Source organism: Streptomyces sp. JH34, assembly GCF_029428875.1.
In the GTDB taxonomy this organism is placed as follows: Bacteria; Actinomycetota; Actinomycetes; order Streptomycetales; family Streptomycetaceae; genus Streptomyces.
This window is the reverse complement of sequence record NZ_JAJSOO010000001.1, coordinates 2,205,428-2,222,661: the sequence shown is the minus strand read 5'-3', so window position 1 is coordinate 2,222,661 and position 17,234 is coordinate 2,205,428. Positions and strand designations below refer to the sequence as shown.

The following is a 17,234-nucleotide window of genomic DNA, read 5'->3' as shown; positions in this document are numbered from 1 at the left end:
TCGTTAACCGGACGTTTCGCCGTGTGTCGGCCGGGTGCCGTAGTGGGGGTGCGGAGGGCCTGAAAGGCCTTATGTCCCAGGGTGAGTTGAGATTCCGTTCGAATGCGCGATGTTCGAACGGGAAGGCGGGCCGCGCGTGGTGCCCACGTGCTGAGACGGCGCGGAACTGTGGCCAGTTCCGCGCCGTCCCGTGCGACCCGCCGGCTCCTTCCCGGATCAGGGTGATGTGGAGCCGGCCGACGAGGACGCCGATGACCGGTGGTGGGCGCGCGGCGAGTCCCCCGCCGGTGATCGGGTGGAGGGCTTGTCCGAGGGCCGCCGTCCTCAGGCCAGGCTCTCCCGCCACGCCTTGTGCAGCCCCGCGAACCTGCCCGTACCACCGATGAGGTCGGCCGGGGTGCCGTCCTCCACGATCCGGCCGTGCTCCATCACCAGCACCCGGTCAGCGATCTCCACCGTCGACAGACGGTGCGCGATCACCACCGCCGTCCGGCCGTGCAGCACCGTGTCCATCGCCCGCTGCACCGCCCGCTCGCCGGGCACGTCCAGTGAACTCGTGGCCTCGTCGAGGATCAGCACGGCGGGATCCGCGAGCAAGGCCCGTGCGAACGCCACGAGTTGCCGCTGCCCGGCGGAGATACGGCCACCGCGCTTCCGGACGTCCGTGTCGTACCCGTCGGGCAGGGAGCTGATGAAGTCGTGCGCCCCGATCGCCTTCGCCGCGTGCTCGATCTCCTCGGGCGTCGCCTCCGGACGCCCGATCGCGATGTTCTCGGCGATCGTCCCGGAGAACAGGAACGCCTCCTGGGTCACCATCACCACGCCCCGCCGCAATTCGGCCGTCGCCAGGTCGCGCAGATCGGTGCCGTCCAGCAGGACCCGGCCCTCGGTCGGGTCGTAGAAGCGCGCCAGCAGCTTGGCCAGCGTCGACTTGCCCGCACCCGTCGAACCGACCACGGCCACGGTCTGGCCGGCCGGGATCGTCAGGCCGAAGCGGGGCAGGACCTCGCCCCCCGTGCGGTACGCGAACCGCACTCCGTCGAACGTGACCTCGCGGCCGGGGTGCTCACCGGCGACGGACGGCAGCACCTTCGGCGCCGCGGGCTCGGGGACCGCGGGCTCCTGAGCCAGCAGGCCCGCGATCTTCTCCAGCGAAGCGGCGGCCGACTGGTAGGAGTTGAGGAACATCGCGAGCCGGTCGATCGGGTCGTACAGCCGCCGCAGATACAGCACCGCCGCCGCCAGCACACCGAGCGCCAGCGTGTCCGACGCCACCCGGTAGGCACCCCAGAGGACCATCGCCGCCACCGCCGTGTTCGCGACCAGCCGGGAGCCGACGACGTAGCGGGCCATCTCCAGCAGGGCGTCGCCGTTCCTCCGCTCGTGGTCGTGGTTGGACACGGCGAAGTCCTTCTCGTTGGCCCGTTCCCTGCGGAAGGCCTGCACGGGACGGATCCCGTTCATCGTCTCGGCGAACTTCACGATGACCGCGGCGATCGCCGTCGAGCGTGCCGTGTACGCCTTGGCCGCCCGCTGCCGGTATCCACGCACCAGCAGATACAGGGGGACGAAGGAGGCCACCGCGATGGCCCCGATGCCGAGGTCCAGCCAGAGCAGCATCAGGGAGATCGAGACGAACGACAGGATCACCCCGACGAGTTCCTGGAGCCCCTCGCTCAGCAGTTCGCGCAGGGACTCGACATCGGTGGTCGACCGGGAGATCAGCCGGCCCGAGGTGTAGCGCTCGTGGAAGTCGACGCTCAGCGCCTGCGCGTGGCGGAAGATCCGTCCCCGCAGATCGAGCAGCACGTCCTGGTTGATCCGGGCGGCCGCCCGGATGAAGGCGTACTGGAGCACTCCCGCACCCACCGAGCAGACGGCGTACCCGATGCCCACGGCCGCCAGCGGACCGTAGTCGTGGTCCCGGAACGCGGGCACCCCGCTGTCGATGGCGTACGCGACCAGCAGCGGCCCCGCCTGCACGGCGGCCTGCTGGAGGAGCAGCAGCAGGGACGTCACGACGACCCTGGCGCGCAGCGGCGTCAGCAGGGAGACCAGCAGCTCCCGGGTGGCACCCCGGGGAGCGGGCAGCGTGTCCGCGCCGAACGGGTCGCCTTCCTCCCGGGCCGGACCGGAGCCCTTCCCGGGCAGGTCCTCGTCGGCGACCGCGGGCCCGTCGGCAGTCGTACTGGTCATCGGGAGCTGCCCTCCTCGGGGACGAGGACACCGGTGGCGGTGTCATGGGCGCCGGACATCAGCCAGGCGTACTCGGGGCTGGTGCGCAGGAGTTCCTGATGGGTGCCGACCGCGCTGATCCGCCCGTCGGACAACAGGGCCACCCGGTCCGCCAGCATCACCGTCGACGGCCGGTGGGCGACGACCACGGCCGTCGTCCCCTCCAGCACGCGCCGCAGCGCGGCCTCCACCAGTGCCTCGGTGTGCACGTCCAGGGCGGAGAGCGGGTCGTCGAGCACCAGGAACCGCGGGCCACCGACGACGGCGCGGGCCAGTGCGAGGCGCTGCCGCTGTCCGCCGGAGAGGCTCAGTCCCTGCTCCCCGACCTGGGTGCCGATGCCCTGCGGCAGGTCGTGCACGAAGTCGGCCTGGGCGACGGACAGGGCCTGGCGCAACTCCTGTTCGCCGGCCCCCTCCGCCCCCATCAGCACGTTCTCCCCGACGGTCGCCGAGAAGAGGGTGGGTTCCTCGAAGGCGACGGAGACGAGCTCGCGCAGCCGCGGCCGGGCCATGGTGGCGATGTCCTCGCCGTCCAGCAGGATCCGGCCGGACGTGACGTCGTGCAGCCGGGGCACGAGAGCCGTCAGCGTCGTCTTGCCGGAACCCGTGGCGCCCACCAGCGCCATCGTCTCGCCGGGCCGGATCCGCAGGTCGATCCGGCCGAGGACGGGCGGTGAGCCCGGTTCGGCGTCGGGATACCTGAACTCCACCCCTTCGAAGACGATGCCCCGTTCCGGTGTCCCGGCGGTCACTCCCGGCGCCTCGGGCTCCGGCTCCTCCTCGACGTCCATCACCTCGAAGAAGCGGTCGGCGGCCGTCGCCGCCTCCTGGCTCATCGCGAGCAGGAAGCCGATCGAGTCGACCGGCCAGCGCAACGCCAGCGCCGTCGAGAGGAACGCCACGAGCGTGCCCGCCGACAGGGTGCCGTCCGCGACCTCGATCGTGCCGAGCACCAACGCGGCCCCGATCGCCAGCTCCGGGATGGCGGTGACCAGCGCCCAGATCCCCGCGAGCAGCCGGGCCTTGCCCAGCTCCGTTCCGCGCAGCCGCTGCGCGAGTGCCCGGAAGGCGAGCGCCTGGCTGCGGTTGCGGCCGAATCCCTTGACGACACGGATGCCCAGCACGCTCTCCTCGACGACCGTCGTCAGATCGCCGACCTGGTCCTGGGCCCTGCGCGCCACCAGCGAGTACTTCGTCTCGAAGAGGGAGCACAGGACCATCAGCGGGACGGCGGGTGCGAGCAGCACCAGTCCCAGTGACCACTCCTGCGCGAACAGGATGACGAAGCCGACCAGAATCGTCGTGCCGTTGACCAGCAGGAACGTCAGCGGGAAGGCGAGGAACATCCGCAGCAGCATCAGATCCGTGGTACCGCGAGAGAGCAACTGCCCCGAGGGCCAGCGGTCGTGGAAGGCCACCGGCAGCCGCTGCAGATGGCGGTAGAGGTCGGCGCGCATCGACGCCTCCACACCCGCCAGCGGCCGGGCCACCAGCCATCGGCGCAGGCCGAACAGCCCGGCCTCGGCGATCCCCAGCAACAGCAGCCAGAGCGCACCCAGCCACACCCCGCCCGGATCGCGGTCCGCCACGGGGCCGTCGACCATCCACTTCAGTACCAGCGGGATCACCAGGGCGAGGCTGGACGCGAGAACCGCCACGAGGGCGGCGCTGATCCAGCGCGCACGCACCGGTCTGACATAGGGCCACAGACGCAGGAGGGAGCGCACGGCGGACCGGTCCGTGGGCTCTGCAGGTTTTTCGGGCATCAGGACCGAGCCTATGGTTCACCACTGACATCGCTCATGTGGTTTTCCGGGCACACCCCGTGGGTCGCACAGCCCTGTCAACCGATCGGACGATGCCGGTCCGAGCGGGACGGCGGATACCGGAGCCCGCCCCGGGGCGGAATCCTCGAAGGCATGGCAATCATCGAAGTACGCGGGGTGCGCAAGGCCTACGGCGGCCGCCCCGCGGTCGACGGGGTGAGCTTCACCGTCGACGAGGGGGAGATCTTCGGAATCCTCGGCCCCAACGGAGCCGGCAAGACCACCACCGTCGAATGCGTCGAAGGGCTGCGGATCCCCGACGCCGGCACCGTCCGGGTCGCCGGGCTCGATCCCGCCGCCGACCGCCACCAGGTCACGCAACTCCTGGGTGCCCAGCTCCAGGAGAGCGAGCTCCAGCCCAAGCTGACCGTGCGCGAGGCACTGGAGCTCTACAGCGCCTTCTACCCACACCCCGCCGACCGGTGTGCGCTCGCCGAACGGCTCGGGCTGGACGGTCACCTCGACCGCCGCTTCGCCCAGCTGTCCGGCGGCCAGAAGCAGCGCCTCTTCATCGCGCTCGCGCTGATCGGCAATCCGCGAGTGGTCGTGCTGGACGAACTCACCACCGGTCTCGACCCGCGGGCCCGCCGCGACACCTGGCGGCTCATCGAGGAGATCCGGGACAGCGGGGTGACCGTCCTGCTGGTCACCCACTTCATGGAGGAGGCCCAGCGGCTCTGCGACCGGATCGCGGTGATCGACAAGGGCCGGATCGTCGCACTCGACACCCCCGGCGGACTGATCGGCGGGGCGCCGGGACCGACGGCCATCTCCTTCACCCCCTCCGAGCCGCTCGCGCACGCGGAACTCGGTGCACTGCCCGGCGCGGTCTCCGTCGAGGTGGGCGGACCCGGCGGCCGGGTGGTCATCCAGGGCACCGACGAGACCGCGAACGCCGTGATCACACTCCTCGCCCGCCACCACATCACCGCCCGGCAGCTGCGCGTCACCGAGGCCGGCCTGGACGACGTCTTCCTCGATCTCACGGAGCAGACCTCATGACCACGACCACCACCACGGCCCCGTCCCGGCCGGCTCCGCTCGCCGCCGTCCTCAGGACGGAGACCCGGCTGTTCCTGAGGGAACCCGGCAGCCTGTTCTGGGTCCTCGTCTTCCCGACCGCCCTGATGACGATCCTCGGTCTGATCCCGTCCTTCCGGAAGGCCGACGACGCCCTCGGCGGCCGCAGCGTCATCGACCTGTACGTCCCGGTGGCCGTCCTGCTGGCCATGATCATGGCCGGGCTCCAGGCCATGCCGCCGGTCCTCACCGGGTACCGCGAACGCGGCATCCTGCGCCGGATGTCGGCTACGCCGGTGCGTCCCTCGGCCCTGCTCGCCGCGCAGATCGTGCTGCACGGCGCGGCCTCCCTGGGATCCGCGGTACTCGTCGTCGCGATCGGCAGGGCCGCCTTCGGCGTGCGGCTGCCGGAACAGGCCGCCGGGTACCTGCTGGCCCTCCTCCTCGCCATGGCCTGCGTCCTCGCCCTCGGCGCCACCATCTGCGCCCTGTCCCGGACGTCCAAGGTCGCGACCGCCCTCGGATCGGTGGCGTACCTCCTGATGATGTTCACCGCCGGCGTCTGGGTGCCCGTCCAGACCATGCCCGGCCTGCTCCGCCGTATCGTCGAGTTCACCCCCTTCGGCGCGGCCTCCCAGGCCCTCGACCAGGCGGCCTCGGGCCACTGGCCGGGCGCCGCGCACCTCGCGGTCGTGCTGGTGTGGACCGCCGTGCTGGGGACTGCCTCGACCCGGCTCTTCCGCTGGGAGTGACCCGCGCGCCACGCCGGGGGAGACTGGAGCACGGGCGGAGCGGGGGAGCGGCGGCATGAGCAGCGGTATGACGGTGGAGCAGCGCTGGGCACAGTTCTTCCGGTACGGCCCGTACACGCTGCTCGGCATCGCCGTCCTGATGGCGGCGCTGTCCTCGGGCGTCATCGGGATGTCCCGCGGCGAGACGTACGTGACGGGGCTCCTGGTCCTCGCGGCCCTCGCGCTCCAGCTGTGGTGGGGCCGGAGAGAGCCCGGCGCCCCCGCGGGATCGCGCCCGGCCCAGGGCTACTACGTCCTGCGGACGCTGATCGCCTTCGCCCTCTGCTGGTACAACCCGTTCTTTTCCGTCTACGCCATCGTGGGCTACTTCGACGTCGGACACCTGCTCCCTCGACGACTCGTGCGCCCCGGCCTGCTGTGCACCGCTGTGATCATGGCCGGTTCGCAGAGCGGCAGCGGGATGCCGCCCGCCTCTCCCGCCAACTGGGTGGCCTTCGGAGCGCTGTTCCTCCTGCACGCCTTCCTCACCCTCCTCTTCGGCAGCCTCAGCGCCCGCGAGGAGGAGAGGACGCGACGGCAGACCGAGACCATCTCCGAGCTGGAACTCGCCAACTCCCGTCTGGAACAGGCCCTGGCCGAGAACGCCACCCTGCACGCCCAGCTGCTCCTCCACGCCCGGGAGGCCGGGATCGCCGACGAGCGCCGCCGGCTGGCCGCCGAGATCCACGACACCATCGCCCAGGGCCTGACCGGGATCATCGCCCAGCTCCAGGCCGCCACCTCGACCGCCGACCCGGCGCTGGCCCGTGAGCACCTCGACCGCGCGGCGGGGCTGGCCCGGCACAGTCTGGGCGAGGCGCGCCGGTCGGTGCGCAACCTGGTGCCCGCCGCCCTGGAACACGACGACCTGCCCGGGGCGCTCGGCAAGACGGTCACCGGCTGGGCGGAACGCACCGGCGTACGCGCGGACCTCACCGTGACCGGGACGGTCGAACCGCTCCACGACGAGGTCGGGGCCACGCTGCTCCGGATCGCCGAGGAGTCCCTGTCCAACGCGGCCCGGCACGCCGGCGCGAGCCGGGCGGGCGTCACGCTCTCCTACATGGGCGACGAGATCACCCTGGACGTACGTGACGACGGCTGCGGCTTCGACCCGGCCGGGCTCCCGCCGTACAGCGGCAGGGGCGGCTTCGGACTGGGCGGGATGCGGGCACGCGCGGAACGGATCGCCGGTACGGTCACCGTGGAGACGGGCCCGGGACTGGGCACCGCGGTCTCGGCCCGGGTACCCCTGGTCCGCCTCGGATGACGGACGCTAGCGTGAGGCACGACATGACCCATGCACCGGACGCCGCGCGCGTCATCACCCTCGTCCTCGTCGACGACCATCCCGTCGTACGCGACGGTCTGCGCGGCATGTTCGCCTCGGCGCCCGGCTTCATGGTGCTCGGGGAGGCGGCGGACGGGGTGGCCGCCGTGGAGCTGACGGCCGATCTGGACCCCGACGTCGTCCTGATGGACCTTCGCATGCCCGGCGGCGGGGGCGTGGCCGCGATCGCCGAACTGACCCGGCGCGGCTCCCGCTCCCAGGTGCTGGTCCTCACCACCTACGACACCGACTCCGACACCCTGCCCGCAATCGAGGCGGGCGCGACGGGCTATCTGCTCAAGGACGCGCCGCGCGACGAGCTCTTCACCGCCGTGCGCGCCGCCGCCGACGGACGGACCGTGCTGTCGCCCGCCGTCGCCTCCCGTCTCGTCTCCCGGGTACGCACCCCGGCCGCACCCGGCCACGAGTCGCTGTCCGCCCGCGAGTGCGAGGTGCTCCGGCTCGTCGCCCGCGGCACGTCGAACCGTGAGATCGCCGCCGAGCTGTTCATCAGCGAGGCGACCGTGAAGACGCACCTCACCCATGTCTTCGCCAAGCTGGGTGCGAAGGACCGCGCCGCGGCCGTCGCCGTCGCCTACGAGCGCGGCATCCTCGGCTGAGCCGGTCCCTCACTCCGCCACGCGCAGCAGCAGCACCGCCCTGCCCTCCACGGTCAGTGCCGTGCCGCCCCGGTGGAGGGAGCCGGGAGCCGTCGACTGGTCCTCGCGCGAGGTGTCCAGCACCAGTTCGTAGGACCGGGCCCAGGGCGGGCCCGGGAGCCGGAAGTCGCAGGACCGGTGGTCCGCGTGCAGGACCGCGAGGAAGCTGTCGTCGGTGATCTGCCCGCCCCGCGCGTCCCTGCCGGGGATGTCGCGCCCGGACAGGTAGAGACCGAGCGTCGCCGCCGGCGCGTACCAGTCGCCCTCCGTCATCTCCGTACCCTGCGCGGTGAACCACGCCAGGTCCCGCAGGCCGTCCGGGGCCTGCGGCGTCCCGGCGAAGAAGGCGCGGCGGCGCAGCACCGGGTGACGGTGGCGCAGGGCCAGCACCCGGGCGGTCAGCTCCGTCAGTTCCCGCCACCCGGGATCCTCCAGCAGCGACCAGTCCAGCCAGCTGACCTCGTTGTCCTGGCAGTACGCGTTGTTGTTGCCGCCCTGCGTGCGCCCCATCTCGTCGCCCGCCACCAGCATCGGCACCCCCGTCGACAGGAGCAGGGTGGTCAGCAGGTTGCGCAGCTGCCTGCGGCGCAGGGCGTTGACGTCCGGATCGTCGGTCTCGCCCTCGGCGCCGCCGTTCCAGGCGCGGTTGTCGTTCGTGCCGTCACGGTTGCCCTCACCGTTGGCCTCGTTGTGCTTGTTCTCGTAGCTCACCAGGTCGCGCAGGGTGAAACCGTCGTGCGCGGTGACGAAGTTGACCGACGCGTACGGCCGCCGGCCACCCCAGGCGTACAGGTCGCTCGACCCGGTGAGCCGGTAGCCGATGTCGCGTACGTCGGGCAGGGCGCCGCGCCAGAAGTCGCGTACGGCGTCCCGGTAGCGGTCGTTCCACTCGGTCCACAGCGGCGGGAACGCGCCGACCTGGTAACCGCCGTTGCCGACGTCCCACGGTTCGGCGATCAGCTTCACGCGGCGCAGTACGGGGTCCTGGGCGATCACCGCGAGGAAGGGGGAGAGCATGTCCACGTCGTGCATCGACCGGGCGAGCGCCGCCGCCAGGTCGAAACGGAAGCCGTCGACCCCCATCTCCGTCACCCAGTAGCGCAGGGAGTCCGTGATCAGCCGCAGGACCTGCGGCTGCACCACGTGCAGGGTGTTGCCGCAGCCGGTGTAGTCCGCGTAACGGCGCGCGTCCTGCTGCAGCCGGTAGTACCCCCGGTTGTCGATGCCGCGCAGGGACAGCATCGGGCCGAGCTCGCCGGCCTCCGCCGTGTGGTTGTAGACCACGTCGAGGATGACCTCGATCCCGGCGTCGTGCAGGGCGCGCACCATCTGCTTGAACTCGCCGACCTGCCCGCCGGCCGTGCCGCTCGCCGCGTAGTCCGCGTGCGGGGCGAAGTAACCGATCGAGTTGTAGCCCCAGTAGTTGTGCAGCCCGCGCCGCAGCAGATGGTCCTCGTGGGCGAACTGGTGGACCGGGAGCAGCTCGACGGCGGTCACGCCGAGACGGCGGAGGTGGCCGATCGCGGCGGGGTGGGCGAGTCCGGCGTAGGTGCCGCGCAGCTCGGGCGGGATGTCCGGGTGGAGCTTGGTGAAGCCGCGCACGTGCAGTTCGTAGATGACCGAGTCCGCCCACGGGGTCTTGGGCCTGCGGTCCTCCGCCCAGTCGTCGTCGTCGTGCACGACGACCGCCTTGGGGACGTACGGCGCCGAGTCCCGGTCGTCCCGCACGGTGTCGGCGACGTGCTGCTCGGGCCAGTCCCTCACATGGCCGTACACCTCGGGCGGCAGGGTGAAGGAGCCGTCCACCGCACGGGCGTAGGGGTCGAGGAGCAGCTTCGCGGAGTTCCAGCGGGCGCCGGTCCAGGGGTCCCAGCGGCCGTGCACGCGGTAGCCGTAGCGCTGCCCCGCCCCCACCCCGGGGACGAAGCCGTGCCAGATCTCATGGGTCAGCTCGGTCAGCGGGAGCTGGGTCTCGGCACCCCGCTCGTCGAAGAGGCAGAGCTCGACGGCCTCGGCCCCGCCCGCCCAGAGGGCGAAGTTGGTGCCCGCCACACCGTCCGGTCCGACCCGGAAGCGGGCTCCCAACGGCATCGGGGCACCCGGCCATACGGGTGGTCTGTCCGCTTCGGTCCCGGGGACCGCTCGGACCTTCGCCACCCTCCCCGTCGTGGGCGGCGTTTCCTCCTGCTCGGCTGTGCTCGACACCTCTCAGCCTCCTGCGGCTCGTAGGAGCGGCCACCCGCAGAAGGAGTGCGCGGCGTCCCGGCCGCGCCCTTCCTGGCGGTGTCCTCCCCTCTGTTCTGCCCACCGGCGGCCCCGCACTCACGTTTCCCCCGGGCGGCGGCGTCGTTGGGGGGAGCGTGAACCACGTAGCGAAGAGAGCACGCGCCGGTTCGACCGCCGTGCTGACATGGGCAGGACTGTTCACCGTGCTGGCCGTACTGACGGGCTGCAGCGGCGGGACGCCGTTCTTCGGGGACGACCGCTCGCCCGGGGACGCGATCCGGATCGTTCCCAGGGACGGGGCCGAGGACGTCGGCGCGGACAGCCGGCTCGAGGTGACCGTCCCCGACGGGCGGCTCGAGCGGGTGAAGGTGATCAGGACTCAGGACGCGGAACACCGGGAGGTGCCGGGCCGGATCGCCGAGGACGGCCGTTCGTGGGCACCCCGGGAGGAGGGATACCGGCTCGGGCTGGCCGGCAAGTACACCGTGGACGCCGTCGCGGTCGACGGTGACGGCCACCGCTCCGCACGCAGCACCTCGTTCACCACCCTGGTCCCCGAGGACCGCTTCATCGGCTACTTCAAACCGGAGAACCGGTCCACCGTCGGCACCGGGATGATCGTCTCCTTCGACTTCAACCGGCCCGTCACCCATCGCGCGGCGGTGGAGAAGGCCATCAGGATCACCACGGACCCCGAGGTCGAGGTGGCCGGTCACTGGTTCGGCAAGGACCGGCTCGACTTCCGGCCCGCCTCCTACTGGGAGCCGGGCACCCGGGTCACGGTCGACGTGGGCCTGCGTGACGTGGAGGGCGCGCCGGGGGTGTACGGCAGCCAGCGGAAGAAGGTGACCTTCACGGTCGGCCGCTCCCAGACGTCCGTCGTGGACGCCCGGGAGCACACCATGGAGGTACGCCGCGACGGCGAGGTCGTCAGCACGGTGCCGATCACCGCGGGCGCCGCGAGGACGACCTCCTACAACGGGAAGATGGTGGTGTCCGAGCTGCACGAGGTGACCCGGATGAACGGCGACACGGTCGGATTCGGCGGTGAGTACGACATCAAGGACGTGCCCCACGCCATCCGGCTGACCAAGTCGGGCACCTTCCTGCACGGCAACTACTGGGAGGACCCGGAGATCTTCGGCTCCGAGAACACCAGCCACGGCTGCATCGGGCTGCGCGACGTGAAGGGCGGCAGCTCGGACACCCCGGCCGGCTGGTTCTTCGAGCGGACGCTCGTGGGTGACGTGGTCGAGGTGGTCAACTCCACCGACCGGACCGTCGCCCCCGACAACGGCCTCGGCGGATGGAACCTCGGCTGGCCCCGGTGGAAGGCGGGCTCGGCCCTGCGTTGACCCCCGTGTGACCTGGGAAGGCCCCGGAAGCATGTGCTCCGGGGCCACTCGGCGGGCACGCGGGGCGAGTTGGGACGGAACGGTGACATTCCGGGGAAGTTCTCCCCACGCGCGGTGTGATTGTCTTGCGCCGAGCGTGCATGTACGGCGCGGGGGTGCGGGCCATGGCGGGGCCAGGCCGTGCGAGGGGAGACGACCACTTTGAACGGGCAGCCGATATCGGGGGCATTGGCCGGAGCGGGCGGGGAACGGCGTGGGCGGGGAGCCCATGGCCTCCTCGCACTCGTACTGGGCGCGCTGCTGTTGCTGGTGACCGCCTGCGGCGGTAGCGGAGCCGCCGCCGAGAAGGACGGGAAGCAGGCGGACGCGAAGGCCGACGACACCACCGCCTCGCAGGCGGTGGTGACCATCGCGCCCAAGGACGGCGCCGACGACGTCGCGACCAGCGGGGCGCTGAAGGTCTCGGCGGCCCAGGGCAAGCTGAGCACGGTGAAGGTCGCCGACCCCAAGGGCAAGGAGGTCGAGGGCAAGATAGCCGGGGACGGCCTCAGCTGGGTCCCGGACCGGCACCTGGCCGCCGCGACCAAGTACGCCGTCCACGCGGTCGCCAAGGACGCCGAGGGCCGCGAGTCCGCGAAGGACACCACCTTCACGACGCTGGTCCCGGAGAACACCTTCATCGGCCAGTACACGCCCGAGGACGGTTCGACCGTCGGCGTGGGCATGCCGGTGTCGATCCACTTCACCCGGGGCATCACCGACCCGGGCGCCGTGGAGAAGGCGATCAGCGTGACGGCGGAGCCCGCCGTGCGGATCGAGCCCCACTGGTTCGGCAACGACCGCCTCGACTTCCGCCCCGAGGACTACTGGGCCGCGGGCACGAAGGTGACCCTGCGCCTCGACCTCGACGGTGTCGAGGGGCGGCCCGGGGTCTACGGCAAGCAGGCCAAGACCGTGAAGTTCACCATCGGCCGCAGCCAGGTCTCCACCGTCGACGCGAGCTCCCACCGGATGAAGGTGGTCCGGGACGGCAAGCAGATCAAGGACATACCGATCTCCGCGGGCGCCCCGGCCACGACCACGTACAACGGCAAGATGGTCATCAGCGAGAAGCTCAAGGTGACCCGGATGAACGGCGACACGGTCGGTTTCGGCGGTGAGTACGACATCAAGGACGTGCCGCACGCGATGCGCCTGTCCACCTCGGGCACCTTCATCCACGGCAACTACTGGGGCGGCTCGGGCATCTTCGGCACGACCAACACCAGCCACGGCTGCGTCGGCCTGCGGGACGTGCGCGGCGGCTGGGACGGCAAGACGCCCGCCGCCTGGCTCTTCGACAACTCGCTGATCGGCGACGTCGTCGTCGTGAAGAACTCCAAGGACAAGGTGATCCAGCCGGACAACGGCCTCAACGGCTGGAACATGGACTGGTCGGAGTGGACCGCCTGAGGTCCCCGTCCGCAGGTGTCGCGCGGGCCCGGTGCTGTGACCAACGGCACCGGGCCCGCCCGCGTTAGCGGCGGTTAACCTGCTCCCCATGACCGTAACCCTCGAAGTAAGCGACAACGTCGGCACGATCCGGCTGGACCGCCCGCCGATGAACGCCCTGGACGTCGCGGTCCAGGACCGGCTGCGCGAGCTCGCCGAGGAGGCGGGCCGGCGCGACGACGTGCGGGCGGTGATCCTCTACGGCGGCGAGAAGGTGTTCGCCGCCGGCGCGGACATCAAGGAGATGCAGGCCATGGATCACACGGCGATGGTCGTGCGTTCCAGGGCCCTGCAGGAGTCCTTCACCGCGGTGGCGCGCATCCCCAAGCCCGTGGTCGCCGCCGTCACCGGCTACGCCCTGGGCGGCGGCTGCGAACTGGCGCTCTGCGCCGACTTCAGGATCGCCGCCGACAACGCGAAGCTCGGCCAGCCGGAGATCCTGCTGGGCCTGATCCCCGGCGCCGGCGGCACCCAGCGACTCGCCAGGCTGGTGGGCCCGTCCAGGGCCAAGGACCTGATCTTCACGGGCCGTCAGGTGAAGGCCGAGGAGGCCCTGGCGATCGGACTCGTGGACCGTGTGGTGCCCGCCGCCGAGGTGTACGAGCAGGCACACGCCTGGGCCGCCCGGCTGGCCCGGGGCCCGGCACTGGCGCTGCGGGCCGCCAAGGAGTCGGTGGACGCGGGGCTGGAGACGGACATCGACACCGGGCTCACGATCGAGCGGAACTGGTTCGCGGGCCTGTTCGCCACCGAGGACCGCGAGCGCGGCATGCGCAGCTTCGTGGAGGAGGGCCCCGGAAAGGCCGAATTCCTCTGACCGAGGGTGAGTTGCGTACACAGACACGCGTGTTCATCCGTGCGGGCGGATCCGCCGGACCTTAAGAGAACCTTAAGGTCCGGCGTCCGCCATGCCCGTGCAATTACCCGGACCTTCCACGTCGCCGCAGGTGGGCATGGCTGAAGGACCCTCCGTTCTGCCTCTGGCATATGCCGGAGAACCGGCGCGGAATGACTGGTTCCGGGGGAGGGATTCTGCTGGAACGGTCACGGAGCGCGTTCTGTGCGGCCATGATGGGGGGCATGGCGGGCCTGGAGGGTGTGGAACAGCCGCGACCGCGCAGCACTGCTGCCGCGGCACGCTTGGCGTCTGTCGTGGAAGACGAACAGGCGTACAAGGCGCTGGAGTTGTTCGGGAACCCGACGGAGGGGGAGGTCCGGCTGCCCTCCCGTCCGGAGTCCGCCGCCACGGCCCGGCGCATCACCTCGTGCGTGATGCTGCGGCAGTGGCAACTGCCCCCGCAGACCGCCGAATACGGAGTGCTCCTGGTCTCCGAACTCGTGGGCAACGCGGTGCGGCACACCGGGGCGCGGATATTCGGTCTGCGGATGCTGCGCCGCCGTGGCTGGGTCCGTGTCGAGGTGCGTGATCCCTCGCGCGGGCTGCCGTGTCTGATGCCTGTCCGTGAGACGGACGTCAGCGGGCGCGGTCTGTTTCTGGTCGACAAGCTCTCCGACCGGTGGGGCGTGGACCTCTTGCCCCGCGGCAAGACCACCTGGTTCGAGATGCGCACCACCGACCGCTGACACGCAGAAGCCCCCGGTCGGCCTGGGTGTGGCGCGTCGGGGGCTTCTGAGGGGGCCGTGGAATGGGGGGTGTGTCCACGGCCGCACGGGGGACCTGGCTCGGGTCGGAGGAGGTCGTGCCACCGACTATGGCAGACGGGCGACCTCGGAGCCAAAGCCGCAAAATGGATATGTAACGCAAAAGCGTGCATATGGCTTATGGATCGCAGGTGTGTTGGGTCACTCGCCTGGCATTCTTTGCGCATTCTTCAGATTCACCGGGTGATTCATCGATCGCCTGTCGGAAGCGGCCATGCCCGGCAACGCCCGGATTTCCGCTCCTCCCGCCTTACTGTGTCTCGGGTCTCGGGGAAACAGCACCCGAATCGACCCGCGAGGTGGACGGCCATGGACGGTCGCAGGACACCGGTGCCCCGCCGCGGCGCCCTGCGCACGGCGGCCGGAGCACTCCTGGCCGGCGCTTCGACCGCGGGCTGCGCACGGGACGCGCCCCCGCAGGCGCCCCGGAGGGCGAAGGACGCCGAGCGCTCGCCGGACGGCCCGCGTGCCCAGAAGGCCCACGGGGCGGTGGCCCCGGCAGCCGTCGCCCGCCGCTTCCCCGGGCAGCCGGTGCAGATCGAGCACGGCCCCCGCGGCCGTCCCCGCGTCGCCCTCACCTTCCACGGCCAGGGCGACCCCACCCTCGCCCGCGCCGTCCTCGGCGAGGCCGAGCGGGCCGGCGCCCGGCTCACCGTGCTGGCCGTCGGCAGCTGGCTCGACCAGCACCCCGGCATGGCCCGCCGGATCCTGGACGGCGGCCACGACCTCGGCAACCACACCCAGAGCCACCTCGACATCAACGCGATGGACGAGGAGCGGGCCTACGCGGAGATCACCGGCTGCGCCCGGCGCCTGCGCCGGCTCACCGGTTCCATCGGCACCTGGTTCAGGCCCTCACGCGCCCGGTCCGCCACCCCACTCGTCCAGGACCTCGCCCGCCGGGCCGGGTATCCGCACGTCCTGTCCTACGACGTGGACTCCCTCGACTTCACCTCGCCCGGCGTCGCCGCCGTCACCCGGAAGGTCGCCGGCGAGCTCCGCAACGGCTCGGTGGTCAGCCTGCACTTCGGCTACCGGGACACCATCGCCGCGCTGCCCCTCCTCCTCACCGAAATCGACCGGCGCCGACTGCGCGCGGTGACCACCACGGAGCTGTTCACCTGATGCCTCCCTCCCCGCGCGCCCTGACCGCCGCCGCCCTGCTCGTCGCCGCGCTCGCCGCCTGCGCCGCTCCCGCGGACCACGCGCGGCCCGAGCCCTCCCGCACCGAGGCCGCCGCCCCGCCCGACCGGCAGGCGTCCCCGCCCGGGCTGCCCGGGATGCCTCCCGTGCTCGACCCGGAGGACGTCTACGCGGCGGACCGGCCCGGCAAACTGGCCCCGGCCGTCAAGGACTTCCCGTCCCGCGTCTACGTCCCCAACACCAACTCCAACACGGTGTCGGTGATCGACCCGGCGACGTACAAGGTCATCGAGACCATTCCCGTCGGCAACCAGCCGCAGCACGTCGTGCCCTCCTGGGACCTGAAGACGCTCTGGGTCAACAACGACCTCGGCGACAGCCTCACCGCGATCGACCCGGCCACGGGGAAGGCGGGCCGGACGGTCGACGTGTCCGACCCCTACAACCTCTACTTCACCCCGAACGGCAGGTACGCCGTCGTCATGGCCTCGATGGACCGCGAGCTGGTCTTCCGCGACCCGCGGACCATGAAGGTCGCGAAGACGCTGCCCGTGGACTGCGCCGGCGTCAACCACGCCGACTTCTCGGCGGACGGCCGGTACTTCATCGTCTCCTGCGAGTTCTCCGGCGAACTCCTCAAGGTCGACACGGAGAAGATGAGGATCGTGGGACAGCAGAGGCTGCCGAAACAGGGAGCGATGCCCCAGGACGTCAAGCTCTCGCCGGACGGGAGCACCTTCTACATCGCCGACATGATGGCGCACGGGATGTGGGTGCTCGACGGCGAGAAGTTCACGACACCCGAACTGCTGCCCACGGGCAAGGGCGCCCACGGCCTCTACGTCAGCCGGGACTCGAAGCAGATGTACGTCACCAACCGGGGCGAGGGATCCGTCTCCGTCTTCGACTTCGCCAGGAACCGGCTCACCGCGAAGTGGCACCTCCCCGACGGCGGGAGCCCGGACATGGGCGGTGTCTCCGCCGACGGCAAGGTGCTCTGGCTCTCCGGGAGGTACGACGCCGAGGTCTACGCGATCGACACCGCCACCGGCAAGCAGCTCGCCAGGATCCCCGTCGGCAGCGGTCCGCACGGACTGGCCGTCTATCCGCAGCCCGGCCGCTACTCCCTCGGCCACACCGGCGTCTTCCGCTGACGGGCGCGGAGGCCCCGCCGCACCCCGTCGCCCGCCGGTTCCGCCGCCCGGACCGCCGGATAATCTGACCTCCGTCAACAACGCTTAACGAAGGGGCGGAACAGTGGCGGACATCGAGTCGGCACGCACGGCATTCGAGCGCTTCGACCAGAACGGCGACGGTCGCATCACGGCCACCGAGTACAAGAGCGCCATGGCGCAGCTCGGTGACCCCTACGTCACCGAGACGGTCGCCCAGGCCGTCATCAACGCCCACGACGGCAACGGCGACGGCGAGCTCACGTTCGACGAGTTCTGGGCCTCGCAGAACAAGGCCTGAACCGCACCGGGCCGGCAGGTGCC

General features: G+C 71.3%; 14 protein-coding genes. 11 read left to right on the top strand and 3 right to left on the bottom strand.

The annotated features are described in order from the left end of the window. Positions 1 to 324: 324 nt before the first annotated feature. Together LWJ43_RS09555 and LWJ43_RS09550 are read right to left on the bottom strand one after the other, a co-directional pair. Complete coding sequence (locus LWJ43_RS09555) at positions 325 to 2,196, bottom strand: ABC transporter ATP-binding protein (protein ID WP_277331862.1); 1,872 nt, start codon at positions 2,194 to 2,196, stop codon at positions 325 to 327. Continuing rightward, complete coding sequence (locus tag LWJ43_RS09550) at positions 2,193 to 4,001, bottom strand: ABC transporter ATP-binding protein (RefSeq protein ID WP_277331861.1); 1,809 nt, start codon at positions 3,999 to 4,001, stop codon at positions 2,193 to 2,195. Before LWJ43_RS09550 ends, LWJ43_RS09555 begins: the two co-directional genes overlap by 4 nt. 153 nt (positions 4,002 to 4,154) lie before the next feature. Between LWJ43_RS09550 and LWJ43_RS09545 the strand changes: the two genes are divergently transcribed. Genes LWJ43_RS09545 through LWJ43_RS09530 form a run of 4 tightly spaced genes read left to right on the top strand, consistent with a single transcriptional unit; the run spans position 4,155 to position 7,822 of the window. Then, positions 4,155 to 5,063, top strand: a complete 909-nt coding sequence (locus tag LWJ43_RS09545; RefSeq protein WP_277331860.1) for an ABC transporter ATP-binding protein — start codon at positions 4,155 to 4,157, stop codon at positions 5,061 to 5,063. Beyond that, entirely contained in the window at positions 5,060 to 5,833 is a 774-nt protein-coding gene (locus LWJ43_RS09540) for an ABC transporter permease (RefSeq protein WP_277331859.1), read from the top strand. The genes LWJ43_RS09545 and LWJ43_RS09540 overlap by 4 nt, the downstream gene beginning before the upstream one ends. Before the next feature lie 55 nt (positions 5,834 to 5,888). After that, positions 5,889 to 7,142, top strand: a complete 1,254-nt coding sequence (locus tag LWJ43_RS09535) for a sensor histidine kinase (RefSeq protein WP_277331858.1) — start codon at positions 5,889 to 5,891, stop codon at positions 7,140 to 7,142. 23 nt (positions 7,143 to 7,165) lie between these two features. Next, positions 7,166 to 7,822 carry a response regulator gene (locus LWJ43_RS09530; RefSeq protein ID WP_277331857.1) on the top strand — a complete coding sequence of 219 codons (657 nt, stop codon included), beginning with the start codon at positions 7,166 to 7,168 and terminating at the stop codon, positions 7,820 to 7,822. Between the two features lie 9 nt (positions 7,823 to 7,831). On the opposite strand, the gene glgX is transcribed toward LWJ43_RS09530, so the two are convergent. Further along, the gene (gene glgX, locus LWJ43_RS09525) at positions 7,832 to 9,952 is read right to left on the bottom strand and encodes a glycogen debranching protein GlgX (RefSeq protein WP_277331856.1); all 2,121 of its coding nucleotides are present in this window, start codon (positions 9,950 to 9,952) and stop codon (positions 7,832 to 7,834) included. 269 nt (positions 9,953 to 10,221) lie between these two features. On the opposite strand from glgX, the gene LWJ43_RS09520 reads away from it, so the two are divergent. From LWJ43_RS09520 to LWJ43_RS09490, 7 genes are all read left to right on the top strand, one after another. Beyond that, positions 10,222 to 11,442, top strand: coding sequence for a L,D-transpeptidase (locus LWJ43_RS09520; protein WP_277331855.1), 1,221 nt, complete (start codon positions 10,222 to 10,224; stop codon positions 11,440 to 11,442). Positions 11,443 to 11,643: 201 nt separating this feature from the next. After that, the gene (locus tag LWJ43_RS09515; RefSeq protein WP_277331854.1) at positions 11,644 to 12,894 is read left to right on the top strand and encodes a L,D-transpeptidase; all 1,251 of its coding nucleotides are present in this window, start codon (positions 11,644 to 11,646) and stop codon (positions 12,892 to 12,894) included. 88 nt (positions 12,895 to 12,982) lie between these two features. Beyond that, positions 12,983 to 13,750 carry an enoyl-CoA hydratase/isomerase family protein gene (locus LWJ43_RS09510; RefSeq protein ID WP_277331853.1) on the top strand — a complete coding sequence of 256 codons (768 nt, stop codon included), beginning with the start codon at positions 12,983 to 12,985 and terminating at the stop codon, positions 13,748 to 13,750. Between the two features lie 251 nt (positions 13,751 to 14,001). Then, positions 14,002 to 14,517, top strand: a complete 516-nt coding sequence (locus LWJ43_RS09505; protein ID WP_277331852.1) for an ATP-binding protein — start codon at positions 14,002 to 14,004, stop codon at positions 14,515 to 14,517. Between the two features lie 387 nt (positions 14,518 to 14,904). Further along, the gene (locus LWJ43_RS09500) at positions 14,905 to 15,720 is read left to right on the top strand and encodes a polysaccharide deacetylase family protein (protein ID WP_277331851.1); all 816 of its coding nucleotides are present in this window, start codon (positions 14,905 to 14,907) and stop codon (positions 15,718 to 15,720) included. Further along, positions 15,720 to 16,892 carry a YVTN family beta-propeller repeat protein gene (locus LWJ43_RS09495; protein ID WP_277331850.1) on the top strand — a complete coding sequence of 391 codons (1,173 nt, stop codon included), beginning with the start codon at positions 15,720 to 15,722 and terminating at the stop codon, positions 16,890 to 16,892. Before LWJ43_RS09500 ends, LWJ43_RS09495 begins: the two co-directional genes overlap by 1 nt. A 103-nt stretch (positions 16,893 to 16,995) precedes the next feature. Then, positions 16,996 to 17,211 (top strand): EF-hand domain-containing protein, encoded by a 216-nt coding sequence (locus LWJ43_RS09490; protein WP_277331849.1) that lies wholly within the window; start codon positions 16,996 to 16,998, stop codon positions 17,209 to 17,211. The last annotated feature ends 23 nt before the right edge of the window (positions 17,212 to 17,234 follow it).

Excerpts from the sequence above, each read along its gene's own strand:
- LWJ43_RS09555 (WP_277331862.1), bottom strand. The coding sequence starts at position 2,196 with ATGACCAGTACGACTGCCGACGGGCCCGCGGTCGCCGACGAGGACCTG.
- LWJ43_RS09550 (WP_277331861.1), bottom strand. The coding sequence starts at position 4,001 with ATGCCCGAAAAACCTGCAGAGCCCACGGACCGGTCCGCCGTGCGCTCC.
- LWJ43_RS09545 (WP_277331860.1), top strand. The coding sequence starts at position 4,155 with ATGGCAATCATCGAAGTACGCGGGGTGCGCAAGGCCTACGGCGGCCGC.
- LWJ43_RS09540 (WP_277331859.1), top strand. The coding sequence starts at position 5,060 with ATGACCACGACCACCACCACGGCCCCGTCCCGGCCGGCTCCGCTCGCC.
- LWJ43_RS09535 (WP_277331858.1), top strand. The coding sequence starts at position 5,889 with ATGAGCAGCGGTATGACGGTGGAGCAGCGCTGGGCACAGTTCTTCCGG.
- LWJ43_RS09530 (WP_277331857.1), top strand. The coding sequence starts at position 7,166 with ATGACCCATGCACCGGACGCCGCGCGCGTCATCACCCTCGTCCTCGTC.
- glgX (WP_277331856.1), bottom strand. The coding sequence starts at position 9,952 with ATGCCGTTGGGAGCCCGCTTCCGGGTCGGACCGGACGGTGTGGCGGGC.
- LWJ43_RS09510 (WP_277331853.1), top strand. The coding sequence starts at position 12,983 with ATGACCGTAACCCTCGAAGTAAGCGACAACGTCGGCACGATCCGGCTG.
- LWJ43_RS09505 (WP_277331852.1), top strand. The coding sequence starts at position 14,002 with ATGATGGGGGGCATGGCGGGCCTGGAGGGTGTGGAACAGCCGCGACCG.
- LWJ43_RS09500 (WP_277331851.1), top strand. The coding sequence starts at position 14,905 with ATGGACGGTCGCAGGACACCGGTGCCCCGCCGCGGCGCCCTGCGCACG.
- LWJ43_RS09495 (WP_277331850.1), top strand. The coding sequence starts at position 15,720 with ATGCCTCCCTCCCCGCGCGCCCTGACCGCCGCCGCCCTGCTCGTCGCC.